Origin of the sequence: Agrobacterium sp. CCNWLW155 (genome assembly GCF_036888815.1) — a bacterium.
GTDB lineage: Bacteria > Pseudomonadota > Alphaproteobacteria > Rhizobiales > Rhizobiaceae > Agrobacterium > Agrobacterium radiobacter.
Map to the genome: position 1 here is coordinate 1 of NZ_JBAKFW010000004.1, position 18,815 is coordinate 18,815.

The 18,815-nt window shown below is 48.1% G+C and carries 16 protein-coding genes; 10 read left to right on the top strand and 6 right to left on the bottom strand.

Annotated elements, in window-relative coordinates:
- Nucleotides 1-216, top strand: a 216-nt coding sequence (locus V6S97_RS14545) for a transposase (RefSeq protein ID WP_334427208.1), incomplete at its 5' end; no start/stop codon positions are given.
- A 146-nt stretch (nt 217-362) separates the two neighbouring features.
- Here the strand turns inward: V6S97_RS14545 and V6S97_RS14550 are convergent.
- From V6S97_RS14550 to V6S97_RS14570, 5 genes are all read right to left on the bottom strand, one after another.
- Entirely contained in the window at nt 363-839 is a 477-nt protein-coding gene (locus V6S97_RS14550; RefSeq protein ID WP_334427210.1) for a hypothetical protein, read from the bottom strand.
- A 56-nt stretch (nt 840-895) separates the two neighbouring features.
- Nucleotides 896-1,969 carry a hypothetical protein gene (locus tag V6S97_RS14555; RefSeq protein WP_334427212.1) on the bottom strand — a complete coding sequence of 358 codons (1,074 nt, stop codon included), beginning with the start codon at nt 1,967-1,969 and terminating at the stop codon, nt 896-898.
- Nucleotides 1,950-3,077: a hypothetical protein gene (locus V6S97_RS14560; protein WP_334427214.1), complete on the bottom strand. Its 1,128-nt coding sequence runs from the start codon at nt 3,075-3,077 to the stop codon at nt 1,950-1,952. Before V6S97_RS14560 ends, V6S97_RS14555 begins: the two co-directional genes overlap by 20 nt.
- On the bottom strand, nt 3,074-4,561 hold the full coding sequence (locus V6S97_RS14565; RefSeq protein WP_334427216.1) for a bifunctional 2-methylcitrate dehydratase/aconitate hydratase: 1,488 nt from the start codon (nt 4,559-4,561) through the stop codon (nt 3,074-3,076). The genes V6S97_RS14560 and V6S97_RS14565 overlap by 4 nt, the downstream gene beginning before the upstream one ends.
- A gap of 110 nt (nt 4,562-4,671) precedes the next feature.
- Complete coding sequence (locus tag V6S97_RS14570) at nt 4,672-5,784, bottom strand: amidinotransferase (protein WP_334427218.1); 1,113 nt, start codon at nt 5,782-5,784, stop codon at nt 4,672-4,674.
- A 382-nt stretch (nt 5,785-6,166) separates the two neighbouring features.
- Here V6S97_RS14570 and V6S97_RS14575 point away from each other — a divergent pair, with 382 nt between their 5' ends.
- The 9 genes from V6S97_RS14575 (at nt 6,167) to V6S97_RS14615 (ending at nt 17,876) form a co-directional block, all read left to right on the top strand.
- Nucleotides 6,167-7,369, top strand: coding sequence for a pyridoxal phosphate-dependent aminotransferase (locus V6S97_RS14575; protein WP_334427220.1), 1,203 nt, complete (start codon nt 6,167-6,169; stop codon nt 7,367-7,369).
- A 31-nt stretch (nt 7,370-7,400) separates the two neighbouring features.
- Nucleotides 7,401-8,279, top strand: a complete 879-nt coding sequence (locus V6S97_RS14580; protein ID WP_334427222.1) for a DMT family transporter — start codon at nt 7,401-7,403, stop codon at nt 8,277-8,279.
- Nucleotides 8,280-8,465: 186 nt separating this feature from the next.
- Nucleotides 8,466-8,873: a helix-turn-helix domain-containing protein gene (locus tag V6S97_RS14585; RefSeq protein WP_334427224.1), complete on the top strand. Its 408-nt coding sequence runs from the start codon at nt 8,466-8,468 to the stop codon at nt 8,871-8,873.
- A gap of 145 nt (nt 8,874-9,018) precedes the next feature.
- Nucleotides 9,019-9,849 carry a hypothetical protein gene (locus V6S97_RS14590; RefSeq protein ID WP_334427226.1) on the top strand — a complete coding sequence of 277 codons (831 nt, stop codon included), beginning with the start codon at nt 9,019-9,021 and terminating at the stop codon, nt 9,847-9,849.
- Nucleotides 9,850-10,263: 414 nt separating this feature from the next.
- Nucleotides 10,264-13,230: a type I restriction endonuclease subunit R gene (locus V6S97_RS14595; protein ID WP_334427228.1), complete on the top strand. Its 2,967-nt coding sequence runs from the start codon at nt 10,264-10,266 to the stop codon at nt 13,228-13,230.
- Nucleotide 13,231: 1 nt separating this feature from the next.
- Nucleotides 13,232-14,437 carry a restriction endonuclease subunit S gene (locus V6S97_RS14600; RefSeq protein WP_334427230.1) on the top strand — a complete coding sequence of 402 codons (1,206 nt, stop codon included), beginning with the start codon at nt 13,232-13,234 and terminating at the stop codon, nt 14,435-14,437.
- Nucleotides 14,430-15,518, top strand: coding sequence for an AAA family ATPase (locus tag V6S97_RS14605; protein WP_334427232.1), 1,089 nt, complete (start codon nt 14,430-14,432; stop codon nt 15,516-15,518). Before V6S97_RS14600 ends, V6S97_RS14605 begins: the two co-directional genes overlap by 8 nt.
- A complete protein-coding gene (locus V6S97_RS14610; protein ID WP_334427234.1) occupies nt 15,515-17,152 on the top strand; it encodes a type I restriction-modification system subunit M in 1,638 nt (545 codons plus the stop codon). The genes V6S97_RS14605 and V6S97_RS14610 overlap by 4 nt, the downstream gene beginning before the upstream one ends.
- A 112-nt stretch (nt 17,153-17,264) precedes the next feature.
- Entirely contained in the window at nt 17,265-17,876 is a 612-nt protein-coding gene (locus V6S97_RS14615) for a hypothetical protein (protein WP_136902949.1), read from the top strand.
- Between the two features lie 194 nt (nt 17,877-18,070).
- Here the strand turns inward: V6S97_RS14615 and V6S97_RS14620 are convergent, their stop codons facing one another.
- Complete coding sequence (locus V6S97_RS14620) at nt 18,071-18,232, bottom strand: hypothetical protein (RefSeq protein ID WP_334427240.1); 162 nt, start codon at nt 18,230-18,232, stop codon at nt 18,071-18,073.
- Nucleotides 18,233-18,815: the final 583 nt, after the last annotated feature.

The window sequence follows — 18,815 nt, forward strand, 5'->3', positions numbered from 1 at the left end:
ATCGAGCGCGCCGGCGCCAAACTCATGTTCCTGCCACCCTATAGTCCCGACTTTAATCCCATCGAAAACGCATTCTCGAAATTGAAAGCTATGCTACGGGCTCGGGCGGAGCGGAAAATCGACGCCCTATGGGATACGGTCGGCACATTGATCCCCCGCTTCACATCCGCAGAATGCGCAAACTACTTCCGGGCTGCAGGCTATGACCCGGATTGAACAGGATCTGCTCTAGGTAGGAGTGGCAACATCATGCGCCATTTAAAGTCGATTGTCAGATCATAACGGCTCATCCCTGAATTTGAACCAGGTGATGCGGCGACAGGAAAGTCCCGAAACTGGAGTGGGAGCGCCGATCTAGTCCGTCAACTTGGGAAAAACGACCAATCCTCGGCCATGAATTCGAGCGTTTCATCGCGGAAATAATATAGAAAATGCCGCGAAGTGGTGGTGTCTGCTCCGATCTTTTCCCAAGACAAGGCATCGTGGTCGGGGTCGGGGTCGGGACCGATTAGCTCATAGAATTCGCCCCAACGAGGCGCAGCTCCGCTGTGGCGTCCATGGCCGTCTACTTTATACCATTCATGATCATTGGTGCTGTCCCAACGCCAGCGGCTGCAACCAGCAAATCTCAAAGTGCTCCATGTCTCTTCAAATTTCGAGCTGGACTTCGAAAACAGGCCCAACGCCCTGAGAATACCCGTCGGCTTTTTGTCGTCCACGACCCTGTACGAGCGGAAGCGGACGTTGACGGAGGAGGCCTCAACTGAAACCTGCGGCTCTGGGGAATTTGAATCGGCCACCCAACCTTGGCCGAGTTGCAATTTGACAAACTTCAGCATGCGTTACGATTAGCCAATTTCCATGGCCTATACCACTCGATTTATGAATTCACGGCCTAGTTCAGATGCGCAAAAAAGGTTAAGCAACCCACCGCTAAAATTTCCTGCGCCGTTGTCTGATTGGAGTGAAAATTTTCCCAATTTATGCGTATGCTTCGCAGGAAACAGTAAAACAGCAAGACTTCAAATAACTCCGCATCTTCAGGAGCGCAGATTTGTCTATATACTTGCATTTTAGTGATCGCAGGAATGGACGAAATCATGGTCATATGTTCATGAAGCAGGAGCGTAAGAAGAGTTTCCTTTCCGGATCGATTGCCCCTGACGCCATGTTTATGTTCTGTAGCGAGTTCGTGCCAAAAAGAGAACGCGAAACGTGCCAAGCCAAACAGAGGGTCGATCTCGGGAAGAGAGGTATCTGGGTCAATCAAGCGAAACATGTCAAAATTATCTAATTTTATAATATTTCCAAAGTGGTAGTTTTGATGACTGATATCGTTCTGCAGGGCAGGAACATTTTCCATGAGGCCCATTATATAATCTAGGAGGTCAATGATCCTTTTGCCTGCGCACATTCCTTCCAGCGAGAACGAAGTGTTGGCAAATGCCTCCCCGCCTGTCATGAGCAGAATTGATTTCCACTCTTGTGATATAATCTCTGAATAATTCTTTGCTGCGTATTTAAGATCGCGTCTTTCCTGGTTAATTACGCTGAATGTGAAATCCAGAGCAGAAGAAACCACACGCCTCTTCTCTTCCGTGGTGTATTTTTCAGAGAAAATTATATCAGACAGTGATGCCCCTTTTTGCCGCTCCATTATGTAATATTTTCTGCCCATCAAATCTCCATGACTTAATATAGGCACTATAAAATCTGGAAATTTTCTACAAAGCTCAGATATTGCGTCTATTTCCTTCGCTAGTTTGTTATTGTCACCGCCAGGCTTGACGATTTTTATGACAAGGCCAGACCTGAGAATCTCTACGATGTGGTTCTGCCGACGCTCGTTTTCTGTTCGTACGAGGGCGTTTAGAGCAATCTTTGTTTGCTGCTCCAGTGCCGTTTCGGTTGCGTCGTTGATGTGATTTATCTGCGTCGTGATAACCCGGTTAGAAAAAGAATTCGGCATTGTCTTTCTCCGTCATCACGTGCGCTACCGCATTTAGGACATTCGCGGAATATCCAATCGTGTTGTTGACATACGATTGGATGACAAGCTGCGTCAGGCCTTGATCTTTTAAATAAGGCGGCCTGCTAAAAATTAGATGATGGTTGTCTGAAAGAATTGTCGAGCATCGCGCTTCAAAGCTGTAAGCCCTACTTCCAAGTGGTATATTGTTACATTTTACTATATCTGGATGAGTTTTGTAAGATATATCACTCGCTCGAACTATATCTTCTGCCGACAATTTGTTTTGATCAGAGATAATAAAGCGATTTATCTGATATCCAGGGGCATGGATTGGTGCCCTGAGCGAAACGGTATTAATCATCGACGCCCACGGCATAACTTTTTTCAAGCTTTTTGATATTTGTGAAAAACTCGGCCGTAAATTGTCTCTGCAGTCCTGCAGCCGCCCCTCGAACGATTTTGTTCCTAAAGTGCCGGTGGGCGTGTCGGGATGAATTATGTCGGTTTCGATAGACAATATCGATGTTGCATCTCGCCCGAGATGGGATAAGGCCATTATAACGAGTCTAAGTGAAGCGTGCATGCCGTTTGTCTGGCAAGAGCCAATGCAATAAATACCGTTTAACGCGAAATCAGAACTTTTTGTAGGTATGCTCTCTCTCATACCCAGCAGACAGGGATATACGCTCGGAAAGCGGTCTGATTCAGCGACACCTAGTACGACATCCGAAATTGAGCGAATTTTTTCATTTAACTCCTCGGATTCGACGTCTTCCTTGGATGTCGCAAGAATTGCACCGTCGAACCTGCCTATTTGTTCGATAGGGTCCTGATGAACATTCAGGAAATGGAAATCGACGTCACGTCCCGCAAAAGAAATAGTCTTTTCAGATTTTATGGAGACGGAATTGTTCACCGCTGGCTGGGCGAGCATAGCGCGCGCATAGATGCCGTGAATGGGGGACAGGTCTGGATACCGCTTATCGATTGCGGGTGAGTTTGTTATTACAGTATCGATTACAAAACCATCTCTGGCCGGTTGATTCAGGAGGAGAAGATTGATGCCGATCTCCGCTCCACAACCTATCAGTAAGACTCGCTTCATTGATCCGCGCCCTTGTTGCTGGGACGCTTGAAGTTCACGTTTTCAAAAAGGTCCATAAACTCGGTGACGGAAAGCTTCGATAGATACTCGACGTTCAGGAAAGCTGAAATTAATTCATCTGTATGGGACTCGGAGTACATGCTCTGCATATTGGATTTAAATTTTTCAATTAAAAGCGGAATCGCTTCGCCGCGTCTGACTTTATGACCAATTGGATACTCGATGGTAATGTCTTCTATATTACTTCCGTCTTTGAGCGTAATTTTCAGAGTATTGGCGATAGCGCGTTTGCTTGGTGTATAATAAGCCTCTGTGAAAGACGGCTCTTCTTCACATTGAATGCGAACGCGTAATGAATCAATACGTTCGTCTGATGCAAAGGAGTCCTCGTAGTCTTCCGGCTTCAATCCACCTGTAATCAAAGCGACGGCAACCATGTATTGCATGCAGTGGTCGCGATCCGCCGGATTAGTAAGCGGCCCCTGCTTGTCAATGATGTCTATCGCAGGTCTCTGTGTGCGGATGGTAATAGACGAAATATCATCATAATTACCCCCCATTTTTTTCAGAATATTATGTGCTTTGATTGCGGCTTCTACGGCCGTCTGGGCATGATATTCGGCGGGGAATGGAACTTTGAACAAGATATTTTCCATCACCATTTCCCGGAATGGCAGGGGAATGGAAATTTCTTTTCCGCTGAAGGTGGCGTCGTAAAAGCCCCATTTAGGCGTGGTCAATGCTTGCTTATAACCCATCTCGCCACGACGAGCTATCAATGCCAGCTTCACGCCTCGGCTGGTTGCGTCTCCTGCAGCCCATGACTTTCTTGTCCCGGCATTCGGGGCATGTCTGTATACGCGAAGGGGATGACCATCAATAAAGGCGTTAGACACTGCTGCGGCCGTTTTTTCCTTGTTCAGGCCGAGCAAGCGGCACGCGATAGCGGTTGAGGCGATTTTGACAAATATGACGTGATCAATTCCAAGTTTGTTGAACGCATTTTCCAGGCACAGAACGCCTTGTATTTCGTATGCGCGTACCATGCAGTCCAAAATTTGGAATAATGTTATGGCGTCGCCCCCTTGATCGACGCGCTCGCGTGACAACCAATCTGCCACACCCAGTATTGCGCCTAAGTTATCGGAGGGGTGAGCCCATTCAGCAGCTAACCATGTGTCGTTGAATTCGAGCCATCTATTCATGACCCCGATATTGAAGGCTGCAGTCACTGGATCGAGTTTATAATTTGTACCAGGAACACGCGTGCCTTTCTCCAATTCTAATCCCGGTACCGTCGGCCCAAGCAGACTCATGCAGTTTGGAGATTTGAGAGCCTCGACGCCACATCCAAGGGTATCCATAAGGCAAATAGACGCTATGCTGTACGCGCTTGAAGAAAAGCGCTCTTCATCCAGAGCGTACTCCACGATCTGTTCAATCACGGCATCGTACATTTTCGGATCATGTGGTCTGATATTCATCGAGGCACACCTAAGATTCCGTCTACCGGGTTCGGTAGAGCGTGTTGACATCGCGCATAGTTAACGTTGCTAGGGGCCTGATTAAATGCCCCTAGCGCCCCGTAGATGCCTTAGCTGTAGTCTTCCAGGGTTCCTGTTCGGCGGACATCCAAGGTCACACAATGAAACCCACCGCTCAATGTGCGAGCGTGACGCAGTTGGAGCGGGATGCAGTCGATGTTGTGCTTTTCTAAAAGCTTAATTAACGGCAATTGACTTTTGTCGACCATCGCGAGGCTGGGATTGACCATGAGGAGGTTCATGGAGAAAATCCACGCGGAACCATATGCAACCTCTGTGTAGCCCACGTCGATGGGCTCGGGCGCATACAGAACGTCCCATTTCTTGAATATCGAGGGTAAATTATCTTCATTTATGCGGCTGGGATTTACCAAAACGAGGCCGGGACGTAGCAAGGAAATAGTAGTATCAATGTGGGTATTCGCATATAGATTATCGCATGCATGGACACGATAATCTGATCCGAGCGTGCTCTGCAACCATTCTGCTCCGAGCTTGTTGCCAGTGTCGGAGACCTGATAAAGAATATCACGCCCGATGCGTAGGCAATTCGCGGCATCAAATACGGGCTCATTTTCAAGTAGCGCAAAGCTTTCCGGATCGGTAGCGTTATACATCGTGTCTAAAAGCCGAGGTTTGGGCGCAGAAATCCATCGGGCTCCGCTCTTCAAGTATTCGATGAGAAGATTCTTATAGGCAAAAGGCTCAAAAAAACGCGAGCGCATGGACATCGGAGTTTCGATAATTGTATTTCCTATTGGCAGCATAATATCGCGGGGGCAATAATTATACATACCGTCGGCCTCCCAATCGGGTGTTTTGAACACAACAGTGTGGTCAGTTGGTTCTGGCCTTCTAATAGTTACACCTTGCTGCCTTAACGCCCGTATAACGGCATCAAGGTCTTCCTCTGTTTCTTCCACGATACGCTTGCTTCGAGGCCCTGTAGGCATGGAATCGATGTCGGCGTAGTCCGAATACCTGATAGCAAAAAGTCCTTTGTCTCCCGTAGGAACCTGTGCCCCAATGGCTGTGCCAACAAGCACCTCTTCTAACGGGTCCCATTCGTTGTGAACATTAATCAGTGAATTGCTCTTCGCTGGAGAGGGAACTGCAGCCTGGTCGCGAGAGTCTGAAACAGAAGTTGCCGTTGAAATGCTCATCTTATCACCTTTGATACCAGTTAATGGAGATCGGAATTAAAGCAATTTGCACATCCTGCATGGTTGTTTCAGCTGGTAGAATTCTATCTTTGAGTGAAAGTTTTGTGACATGCCCTTCCTATTCTCAACTGATAATTGGTAAGCGTTGAAAATACACCTATATTTCTTCTGTTGACTAAATGTGATCGCATTCACACACCGGTCCTCCCGTGCATGCGAGGATAATGGACACCCTCACAGTCCTCTAGTTGTCCGGCCTGAAGTGAATTATGCGACTTTGGGTTGTCATTATAGTGTCACCCCAGATCAGGTAACATGCGACATCTATGCGGTATCAAGCGAAGGCCTGTATCGAGGATTTTCGCACGTTTTGGGGGTTGCTATGACGTTTCTCTCGCATTCTGTTTTGCGGATTAAGCCTTCCGCCACGTTGGCAATCAGTCAAAAAGCCCGCGAGTTGCTGACTGCAGGACGGGACGTAATTAGTTTAAGCACGGGTGACCCCGATTTCACCACACCCAACAATATAAAGTCAGCCGCTATTGAGTGCATTCGAGACAAAGAAATTAAATACACCTCCGTTTCTGGGATGCCAGAACTAAAGGAGGCTATATGTTTGAAATTAATGCGAGACAACAAAATAACATATTCCCCAAACGAGATAATAGCCTCAACTGGTGGCAAGCAGGTACTGTTTAATGCTTTTATGGCTAGCCTAAATTTCGATGACGAGGTAATTATACCCGCGCCATATTGGGTATCATATCCGGAAATAGTGCTGTTGTGTGGTGGAAAGCCCGTCTTTGTGCACCCTTCGAATGCTGAGCATAACAAAATAACAGCTGAAGATTTGAGAGCTGCAATAACACCAAAAACTAAATGGCTATTGCTCAATTCGCCATCGAATCCTTCCGGTGCGATGTATAGCGAGTGTGAATTAAGGGCTTTGGGGGAGGTAATTTTAGAGAACCATCATGTTTGGGTTCTATCAGATGACATATATGAGCATCTTGTCTACGACGGCAGGAAATTTTTCAATATCATTCAAGTTTGTCCTGAAATTCGAGAGAGAACACTAATAGTTAACGGAGTATCGAAGGGATACGCAATGACGGGTTGGCGTCTGGGTTATGGCGCGGGCCCCTCCTGGTTTATCAAAGCTATGGATTTAGTCCAAGGGCAGCAGACGTCATCGCCCTCCACTATTTCTCAGTGGGCTGCAGTCGAAGCGCTAACTGGCCCGCAAGTCTTGCTGGGAGAATTCCGGGATGACTATGAGAGAAGGCGCAATCTTGTTGTAAACATGCTCGCGGAAATACCAATACTTCGATGCCCAGTCCCAGAAGGAGCATTTTACGTCTTTCCATCGTGTGAAGACACGATAGGTCGTCGAGCACCGTCCGGGAAGCTGATCGCCAACGATGATGACTTTGTAAGCGAGCTACTGGATGAAACAGGCGTGGCGGTAGTGCCAGGAGCGGCTTTCGGCTTGCCTATGCATTTTCGTATCACGTATGCAGTAGCAGACCGCGATCTGATTGAAGGGTGTAAACGGATAAAGAGATTTTGTGAGTCTCTCAAATAAGAATGCATAAGGTTTCGGGAGTGTGAGGATAATGGTGACAAAGGAGGGGAAGATTCTGGCTTCCGAAAATAACACAATACGCGGCATCAGTTTTGCGGTTGCAGGATATGCTTTCTTGGCGACGCAAGACGCGATTGTAAAGTTGCTTGTCGCCAGCTACGCAGTGCCTCAGATTTTGTTGATGCGGAGCATTTTGATAATTTTATTCGTTTTCCTGTATTCAAAATACAGGGGGAACAAGTTTATTTCGATAAACTCAAATAAATCGATAATTTTAGCTAGATCGCTGTGTACATTTGGAGCTTGGTTGGCATTTTACACTGCGTCGAGAGATTTGCAACTTGCGGAGATGACGGCCATATATTTTTCCGCGCCCATTATCGTTGTTGTTCTGTCTCTTCTTTTCTTGCGCGAAAATGTCAGTTTTCTTCGTTGGGTTTCCGTTGTAATCGGCTTTGCAGGGGTGTTGGTAGCGGTCAACCCTACCGGGAGAGCGGAATTAAAGCCTGCCATGCTGTGTTTATGTGCCTCGTTTTTTTGGGCGGTATCAGCGATACTAGTTCGGAAGGCGAGCGCTAAGGAAAGCTCTCTAAATCAGATGATTTGGGGAAGCGTTATATTCGCTTTTTTTTGTTCTTTTGCTATGCCTTTTGTGTGGGTTTATCCAATTTTTGAAGATTTATATCTCATAATATTGCTTGGGGCTGTAGGATGCCTCGGGCAGTATTTTCTTTATGAAGGTTTCAGACTTGCGCCTGCCTCCACTGTTGCTCCTGTTGAATACACGATGTTAATCTGGGCCATTGGTTTCGGATTCCTCATATGGAACGATGTTCCTTCATCGGAAGTTTTCTGGGGTGGCGCGTTGATCATCTCCTCTGGTCTCATTTTGTTTCGCCGTCCTTCCTAAAGCGGGCCAATTCAATCAGCGCGAAATTCGGTTCGAATGGTGCCTTTGCTTCACAACATCACAAAACAGTCTGAAGCGGACATGCACCTCAGAACAATTATTCAGGCGCTTGGCTGGCATTTCAAAATATTCGTGTGCTAAACGAGCACGACTATTCGCACTCCAAATTTCACGCGTTACAGAAAAATGATAGAGAAACTCTCCCCCGATCCGATTGACGCTCATGTCGGCGCTTGCATCCGGCTGCGCCGGAAAATGCTGGGCATGAGCCAGTCAGCACTTTCTGGCCATCTTGGCGTCTCTTTCCAGCAACTTCAAAAATACGAAAAAGGGGCAAACCGCGTTGGCGCGAGCCGGTTGCAGAGGATAGCAGACGTTCTGGAGGTGCCGGTGTCGTTTTTCTTTGCAGACGCTCCTCGCCAGGTGGTTGCGACACACGACGCGGGAAGCTCCACCCCGAGCAATAGGATAGACTTTCTCGCCTCGCCGGAAGGATTCCAACTCAATCAGGCTTTTGCTAAAATCACTGACCCGAAAGTGCGGGCCAAAGTATGTGCGCTCGTCAAGGCTGTCGCCGCAGAAGGGGATAGTTAGCCAAGCTATTACTTCCTGTAGCCTTCTTCCGGCACGGTTGTCGTCGGAGTCTGGGCGACAAAATGGAAGTAAATCATCGTTTCCACGGCGTGCATTACCTAAAATGTCTGGAAGATTGTCTGTTTGACGACGAAGAAATAAGAAAGTGGCATTGAACAAGGCGGGCAGGCTGAAGATCGAAACTTTCATTTGCCAAGCCTCAACGGAGAACCATTTGCTAAAAGCTTCAAATTTCTGTCCTGTGTTGTTCTTCGAAGCTTCGCTGACAGAGCAAGAGCTTCTGGCGTCACCAATGTGCATCAACACCATGAAGCTCCTGCGATATGCGGAGCAGCATGATGGCATTCAAATCACCAAACTCGGTAATTTTTATCGGAAATGCGTTGAGTGGGCAGCCGAAGAGTTTCAGTGGCCCGGGTATGAACCGGCGGAGCTTTACGCTGTAAACAAAGTCCTGAACGAGCCGGATTTTCCACCGCTCTTCCTGATCCACGAAATCCTGCTGAACACTCGGCTGATCCGGCATTATAAGGGGCAAGCAAAGCTGACCAAGGCGGGCACCGCCATGATCGGACGCTATGGCGACCTTCAGGTGGTTCTGACAGAATACATGCTGCGCTCCCCAATAGGCGACGATCCTCAGGCCAACGCATTGTTCTGGAACCTGGAACATTTCATGCGCATCATCGGTAATCGGCTGAGCGATTGGACCACTGTCGCGGACTTTTCGGAACTGATCATTCCGATAGACCTGTTTCCTACACGTGGAAGCGTCAGTGGTCGTTTCGAAGCCTGCCTGTTCGTGGCGCACGAGATTGTGCGGCCGATGAATTGGCTTGGGCTCGTCGATGATGGGCACCTCAAGCAGAAGCCCCATGTTCGGCTCGAAGACCGCCTGATCCGAAAAACGGCTATGTTCGACCGGTTTGTCCGGTTGGTCGTTCCCACGGCCGATGGCGGAAAGCATATACATTAGGGCCGAATGCATCCGCTCCTCGGCTCCGCGCGAAACTCCACATTTGCTTCGGCGTGAGAGGCGTCTCACAGCCGCCTTAGTGTTCATCAAGGCATGACTGGCAACCTCAGGTCACTCAAAATTACGTCATCACCAGAGAAGCGTTCGTCCGCTTTCTATCTGTCCCAATAGCAAATTCCGTCTCCTGTTTTTCCATTTTTTCTGCCGTCGTTCATGCTAGGTTCGCGACTCAAAGTTGAGACTTGGGTGGTGGGCGATAACGTAATCGCAATCCGGGAAATCGCTGAGTAGACGACGTATGCGCTCGTTGCTAAGGGGAAATTCCCGGCTGCAAAGGTTGGCGGCTCATCGCGCCTTTGCAGGAGCGAGCTGGAAAGTGGATCGTTCAAAGGGAAGAAACGAAGCGAGTCGGTCATGAATGAGCAGCAGATAGAACAGATTCTAATCGGCAAACTGAGAGACCTAAAATACTCATACCGTGAAGATATTCGGGACCTCGATGGGCTGAAAAGAAATTTCCGGGATAAATTTGAGGCGTTGAACAAGGTTAAACTCTCGGAGAACGAGTTCTCCCGTCTTCTTGAATCGATTATCACGCCGGACGTATATACCGCTGCTCGTACATTACGCGAACGCAACAGCTTTGAACGGGACGATGGGACACCGCTCAACTACACATTGGTAAATATCAAGGACTGGTGCAAAAACACGTATGAAGTTGCCAACCAGCTCCGCATCAACACCGAAAATAGCCATCATCGATATGATGTGATTTTGCTGATCAACGGCGTACCTGTCGTTCAGGTCGAACTGAAATCGCTGCAAATCACCCCTCGCAGGGCAATGCAGCAGATCATTGACTACAAAAACGTTCCTGGCAACGGCTACGGGAAGACATTGATGTGCTTCCTTCAGTTGTTCATTGTCAGTAACCGCTCTGAAACATGGTATTTCGCCAATAACAACAATCGCCACTTCAGTTTTGATGCAGATGAACGATTCCTGCCAATCTACCAGTTTGCTGACGAGAAGAATAAAAAGATCGGCCAACTTGACGAATTTGCAGAGAAGTTTCTTGCCAAGTGCACGCTCGGGCAGATGATCAGCCGATATATGGTGTTGGTCGCCAGCGAGCAGAAACTCTTGATGATGCGCCCATACCAAATTTACGCGGTGAAGGCGATTGTAGAGTGCATTCACCAGCAGACAGGAAACGGATACGTCTGGCATACCACCGGTAGCGGTAAAACACTTACTTCGTTTAAGGCCTCCACCCTTCTTAAGGACAACCCGGACCTTGAGAAGTGCCTTTTCGTAGTGGATCGCAAAGACCTCGACCGACAAACCCGCGAAGAATTCAATCGCTTTCAGCAAGGTTGCGTCGAAGAAAACACCGATACTTCGACGCTGGTGAAGCGCCTTCTTTCCAGCGACTATGCCGACAAGGTGATTGTCACCACCATTCAGAAACTTGGCTTGGCTCTGGATAGAACCAACAGGCAGAATTACAAGGAGCGACTTGAGCCGCTCCGCGACAAGCGCATCGCCTTCATCTTCGACGAATGCCATCGTTCGCAATTTGGCGAGAACCACCGGGCTATCAAGGAATTCTTTCCGAACGCTCAGCTATTCGGCTTCACGGGAACGCCAATCTTCGAGCGAAACGCCAGCTATCAGCAAATTGAAGGTGGTCAGGCCTCCTATAGGACCACGGCTGATATCTTTCAGAGCGAGCTTCACGCCTACACGATCACAGACGCGATTGATGACCGCAACGTCCTGAAATTTCATATCGACTATTACAAGCCGGAAGGAAAAGCCAAGCCGACGCCAGGTGAAGCGTTGGCTAAGAAGGCAATCGTGGAAGCCATCTTGGAAAAGCATGATGCTGCCACCAACGGGCGAAAATTTAACGCCATTCTGGCTACCGCTTCCATCAATGATGCAATTGAATATCACAAGCTGTTTATGAGCATCCAGGTAGAAAAGTCTGCGGCAAGCCCAGATTTTCTGCCACTTAATATCGCTTGCGTCTTCTCCCCGCCTGCTGAAGGCAGCCCCGAAATAAAACAGATTCAAGAAGATTTACCGCAGGAAAAGGCGGACAACTCGGTTGCACCTGAGGAAAAGAAGGCTGCACTTAGCGACATCCTCGCCGATTACAACAAGCGTTATAATACCAATCATCGCATCGGCGAATTCGATCTGTACTATCAAGACGTTCAAAAGCGCATCAAAGATCAGCAGTACCCAAACAAAGATTTGAAACACGCCGAGAAAATCGACATTGTCATTGTCGTCGACATGCTATTGACGGGCTTCGATTCCAAATTCCTGAATACTCTGTATGTCGATAAAAACCTTAAATATCACGGCCTTATTCAAGCGTTTTCGCGCACCAACCGCGTGCTCAACGATACGAAACCCTACGGCAACATCCTTGATTTCCGGCAACAGCAGGACGCGGTGAATGATGCCATCGCCCTATTCTCAGGCGGCCAAACCGACCGCGCCAAGGAGATTTGGCTGGTCGATCAAGCGTCTGCCGTGATTGATAAGCTGAATAGCGCTGTGCATGAACTCGGCAAATTCATGAATTCGCAAGGCCTGGGAAGCAAGCCGGAAGATGTCACGAATCTGAAGGGTGACGCCGCGCGTGGTCAGTTCGTCAACCTGTTCAAGGAAGTGCAACGCCTCAAAACCCAACTCGATCAGTATACCGATTTGAACGAAGAGCAAAAGCAAGCGATAGAGCGGGTGATTCCGAAGGAAAAGTTGCAGGGGTTCAAAGGCGTTTACATCACCACTGCGCAACAACTCAAAGCCTTGCAGGACAAGGTTGGAGGGGATGCTCCGCCCGACGTTCAGCAGTTGGATTTTGAGTTTGTTCTCTTTGCATCTACCATCATTGATTACGATTACATCATGGCCTTGATCGCGAAGTATTCGGCCCAGCAACCGAACCGAACCAGCATAAGCCGAGAGCAGCTCATTGGCCTCATTGCGTCTGATTCCAAGTTCATGGACGAGCGCGAGGATATCAAGGCATACATTTACACCCTGAAGGAAGGCGAAGGCCTGAGCGAGAAGGAAATCCGCGAGGGTTATGGCAGGTTCAAGGAAGTAAAGAGCGCTAAGGAACTTGCTGCGATTGCCGAAAAGCATGGGCTGGAAACTGCCCCGCTCCAAATCTTTGTGGACGGAATTCTCCGCCGTATGATTTTTGACGGTGAGCAGCTAAGTGAACTGCTTAAGCCCTTGGAGCTAGGCTGGAAAGCCAAGAATAAAAAAGAGCTTGAGCTAGTGGACGACTTGTCGCCGTTGCTCAATAAGTTGAGTGGTGGCCGCGAGATAGTGGGGTTGAACGCCTATGCGCAATAAGATGAGCAGCAATTCCGTCAACGAGCCCAATCTACGTTTTTCTGAATTCGGGAATGATGCGTCCTGGAAGAAACTGGACCTGGCTAGTGTTGCCAGTTTTGTGAATGAAAAAGTGCCATTTGACCAGATTTTGCTGAAAGATTACGTTAGCACAGAAAATATACTTCCTAATTTTTCGGGCGTCATTACAGCCTTCAATAAACCATCGTCGGGCTCAGGGACGAAATACAAAGAAAACGACATTCTAGTTTCAAATATTAGGCCATACCTAAAGAAAATTTGGAGGTCAAATAGAGTCGGCTGCGCATCAAATGATATTATAGTCATTAGAAATAAAGATACTTTGACTGATCTATTTATTTCCTCTTTGCTCGCCAGCGACAATTTCATTGATTACATTATGAAAGGCGCGCAAGGCGTCAAAATGCCGCGTGGGGATATTGATCTGATCAAAAAATATCCGGTCTGGTTTCCCCCGAATAAAGCCGAGCAGCAAAAAATCGCAGATTGCCTAACGTCGCTTGGCGATTTGATCTCGGGGGAAGAGCAAAAGCTTGAAGCGCTCCAGCGCCACAAGAAAGGGTTGGTGCAAGAACTTCTCCCTGCTGCGGGCGAAACTCTTCCGAAGCGTCGTTTTCCAGAGTTTGAAGATGAGCCTGAGTGGGAGATCAGACCTCTGGGGGATTGCGCGGCTAGTATAGTCGCGTCTGGGGATTTAAATACCGAATATTTTTCAAAAGCTACATCCGACCAACATATCTATCCAGTTTATTCGAATGCTGTAGAGAATGATGGTCTGTACGGATATTACTCAGTAAGTAAATATCCTTCTAATAGTATAACTATTACGGCGAGGGGTAATATCGGAACCGCATTTTTACGTGAAAAACCATTTATGGGAATAGGGCGGCTTATTGTTGTAGCTTGCCGAAACGGGATTGAACCGTACTTCCTAAAAGAATGTTGGAATTTTCGCGCGCTGATACCAAAAGAAGTAACAAGTGTTCCTCAACTAACAGCGATTACAGCCAAATCTGTAATGCTGCCTATTCCAGGTTGGCGTGAGCAAAAACGTATCGCTAATTTACTATATTCGGTGGACCTCCTCGTCACCTCACAAAGGGAAAAGCTAATCGGACTACGCCAGCACAAAAAGGCGCTGTTGCAACAATTATTTCCCGCCGTAGGCGAGGCGCAGCATGGCTAAGCAGCCAAAAATCTACGATTACAAATCACTCAATAATGTGGTGACTCGAATTCGGAGCGATTTGACGGATTTCGATTACGTTCTTCTGTTCGCCTATAATGGAACTGGGAAGACGCGGCTCTCGATGGAGTTTAAAGAGTGCGCTAAGAGAAAAACTACGGGCAAGGATACGCTTTATTTTAACGCTTTTACGGAAGATTTGTTCTATTGGCACAACGACCTACAAGGCGACGAGGATCGCCATCTGGTTATCAACTCCCAATCGGCGTTCTTTTCTGGCTTCAAAGAGCTTGCCTTAGAGGAGAAGATTTTCGCCTACCTTGAGCGGTACGCTGATTTCGACTTCAAGATCGACTATGAAGAATGGAAAGTGCGATTCTCTCGCGATAGAGCAGACAACATAAAAGTTTCTCGGGGCGAGCAAAATCTCTTTATCTGGTGCATGTTCCTCGCTATCTGCGAGTTGGTGATCGACGGGCATGACTCTTACGCTTGGGTCAAAAACCTATATATTGATGATCCCATTTCATCGTTGGATGACAACAACGCCATCGGCGTAGCCAACGATTTGGCTCAGCTACTGAAGCGCGGCAAAGGAAAAATTAAGGGCATCGTATCCACCCATCACGGGCTTTTTTTCAATGTGATGGTGAACGAATTGAAGCATCAAGGCACGAAGGTTCATTTCTACCACCGTGCCAATGGGTCCGATATCTACACACTTCGGGGAACTGACGAAACGCCTTTTTTTCATCATGTCGCAACGTTGGGCGAGCTGAAAAAGGCCGTCGATGGAGACCAAATATATACGTATCACTTCAATATGCTCCGCAGCATTATGGAAAAGACGGCGCTTTTCTTTGGTTCGAAGGATTTTTCAAGCTGCATCCACGGATTGGAGGATGAAGTTCTTTATGCGCGCGCGCTGAACCTTTTAAGCCACGGGAAATATTCTGTGTACGAGCCCCGTGAAATGGTGTCCGACACGAGAGAATTGTTCAAGAAAATCTACTCTGCATTCATCGACCGCTATCGCTTCGAGCTGCCAGAGATAATAGGACAGCGGGAGGCTACGAAGTGACCGACGAACAACAAAAAGAACTCGGTAAAATCCTATGGGCCATTGCGGATAAGTTACGCGGCGCTATGAATGCCGACGATTTCCGCGATTACATGCTGTCTTTCCTTTTTCTGAGATACCTATCGGATAATTATGAGGCCGCAGCTAAGAAGGAATTGGGCAAGGAGTATCCTAGGCCGAACGGTCACATAACACCGTTGCAACGCTGGTACGAGGAAAATCCTGACGATGTGGACGAGTTTGAAAAGCTCATGCGCCGTCGCATGCATTATGTGATTGAGCCAGATTACCTCTGGGGAAACATCGCAGACATGGCTCGTCGGCACGATGATGATTTGTTAGAAACACTTCGACAAGCATTTAAGCATATCGAAGACGATTCCTTTGGACAAAGTTTTCAAGGACTTTTTTCTGAAATAAACTTGTATTCAGAAAAGCTTGGAAAGAGACCAAAAGAGAAGAATAAACAGCTTTGTAGCATTATTACTGAAATAGCCAAAGGCCTATCCAAGTTTTCCTCTGAACACGATATACTTGGTGATGCATACGAATACCTTATTGGTCAGTTTGCTGCCGGATCAGGGAAAAAGGCCGGAGAGTTCTATACTCCACAGCAAGTCTCAGACATCCTTTCAGCAATTGTAACGTTAGACGGCCAGGACCCGGCCCTCGGCAAGAAAAAGCACCTGGATAGCGTTTTTGACTTCGCTTGCGGCTCCGGGTCGTTGTTGCTCAACGTACGGAACCGTATAACCAAAGACGGGGGCACCATCGGCAGGATATACGGTCAGGAAAAAAACATCACCACTTACAACCTTGCCCGGATGAACATGCTGCTTCATGGGGTAAAGGATTCCGAATTCGAGATTTTTCACGGGGACACGCTGCTCAACGATTGGGACAAATTGCGTGAGGCAAATCCGGCCAGGAAACCGTATTTTGACGCAATCGTTGCCAATCCGCCATTCAGCTATCGCTGGGAGCCTTCCGACGCGCTAGCGGACGACGTACGGTTCAAGTCCCATGGGCTAGCGCCAAAGTCAGCGGCTGATTTTGCCTTCCTCCTGCATGGCTTCCATTATCTGAGCGATCAGGGAACTATGGCTATCATCCTTCCGCACGGTGTTTTGTTCCGGGGTGGTGCAGAAGCCAATATTCGCAAAAAGCTCTTGGATGACGGCCATATCGATACCGTCATTGGCTTGCCCGCCAACCTGTTCTATTCCACCGGCATCCCCGTTTGCGTTCTCGTTTTGAAGAAGTGCAAAAAGCCAGATGACGTGCTGTTTATTAACGCGAGCGGCGAAGGGAATTTCGAGAAGGGCAAACGACAAAACCAACTTCTTCCCACGCATATCGATAAAATCGTAGAGACGTATCAGTTTCGGAAAGAAGAGGACCGTTATTCAAAGCGGGTGCCAATTGAGACGATCCGGGACGAAAACGGTTATAACCTAAACATCTCGCGATATGTCAGCCTGACAGAGGCCGAAGAGCAAATCGATCTTGAGGAAGTTCACGAAACGCTGGAAGCGATTGAACTCAGAATCAGTGCGGCGCGCAGCAAGCACAACGAATTTCTTAAACAGCTAGGATTGCAATTGCTGCCTGGTCAAAAGGCAGTGGATATATGAAGTGGCCGTGAATTGATTGGACACCTCCCCGCCTTCGTCGCGTCCAAAAAACAAACCCTTGTTCAACGTCACTATGCCGAGTTTTTTCGGAAGACTGTATTGGAAGTGCGACGTGCCCATATTACGAACTCTTGACGGGATGAGGGTCACAGCGACTGACGAGCAGCTCGTTCAGTTTCGTGCATGGCTCGCTGTAGACGACGACCTAGATATTCGGATTTCCAAGCTGTTCTGGTTGGACATGTATCTGGGGTACACCGTTCAGAACCTTAACTGCGTCGCGGTGATGAGTGCGATACGAGATTTGGAGGCCGGTGAGCCGCATACTGGGGTGAAGAAGGCGACCCCGTTCAATCATCCACCTCTCAAGGGCCTCTGGCACAAACACTATTATTCTGCCCAGGCACTAATCCCAAACGTCATTCAAGGACTTGGCAGTGACGGGCTGGAAAAGCTTGCAAACGAGATCATGGACCAAACGGCGGGCACTGTCGTCACGGAGCAGATGTGTAACGAGTTGGCATGCCGGGCCATCTTTGAGCCCCTTACTAACCGCAGCTCCAATGGAAAACTTACGGGAGAGTGGGTGATTTTCGCAAAGAGTGAACGGGGGAACTATTATCTTTCCTTAGGGTACCACAACACCGGTGACCAACTCCTGTACGATAGGATCATGACGTACTGCCCCGAAGATTTTCCCGATCTGCACAAGTGGATCATCTGAAATGCGTCCGCAGGCCACCTGATTCCGGCCCCGGCATTCTAACGTTTTGAGGTCTGCATCCACCAGCGGTCATGGCCACGAAATGAGGAGACCGTAAAAGTTTAGCGATTCCACATTTGCGTTAGTGGCTGGTACTCGACGCCCGCGTTTGCTTTTTATTGTCGAGGACCTTCCTTCAAAATGATAGTCCGAGACTACGCAATCATCGTTTTGGAACGGCTATCGTTTTTGTGCGCAGCCTCAACAAGATAACGGGTCGCGTATGCAACATTTCCCGGAATCGGCTTTGCATTTCTACCGTCGGCGGCTTGTCTCCTGGAGATTTCCAAGGCGGCAGCCATTTCATCCAGCGTCATGCCCAAGTCATCCATGGCGTCGCGAACAGAGCGTCATCTTCACGCAGAGGTATATACACTCTCCGGTTCAGGGCGGAGGCTAAGTCCACAACCGACGTCTTTCCATTCTTCCAAGTAATGCTAACAAGTCGCTTTTCGATCCACTCAGCCTTTGCGCATATCCATCCTAAGTTGCCAACAAAAAACATATCATCCGAAAGTTGCAACTTCAATATGCTAACGAAACGAAATTAAGTTTACACACCTCCCTTGGAGCAAAAACTCCTGAAATTATTCCGCAAGGCTGGGAAAATGCGTCCTACCAACAAAAAGTTATGACAAGCTATTAGCCGAGGTAAAGGCTAAATATTCGCGTCCTGTTAACCATAACTATGGTTGGCAATTTTCCCTGCTAGACTCGCGGTACCGCCCCTGACTATCTTCTGTCCCAGTTTCAAACACGGAGCCCCACGATGATACGCATCGTCATTCTAGGAAAGACCTTCCTCAGCTCCATCTGACGTAAAGACATCGCGTCCTTTACCTCCGGATGGGCTGCCACCCATGTGCGCCCAGGAGGTATCTATGCGCCCATCAAAAAATG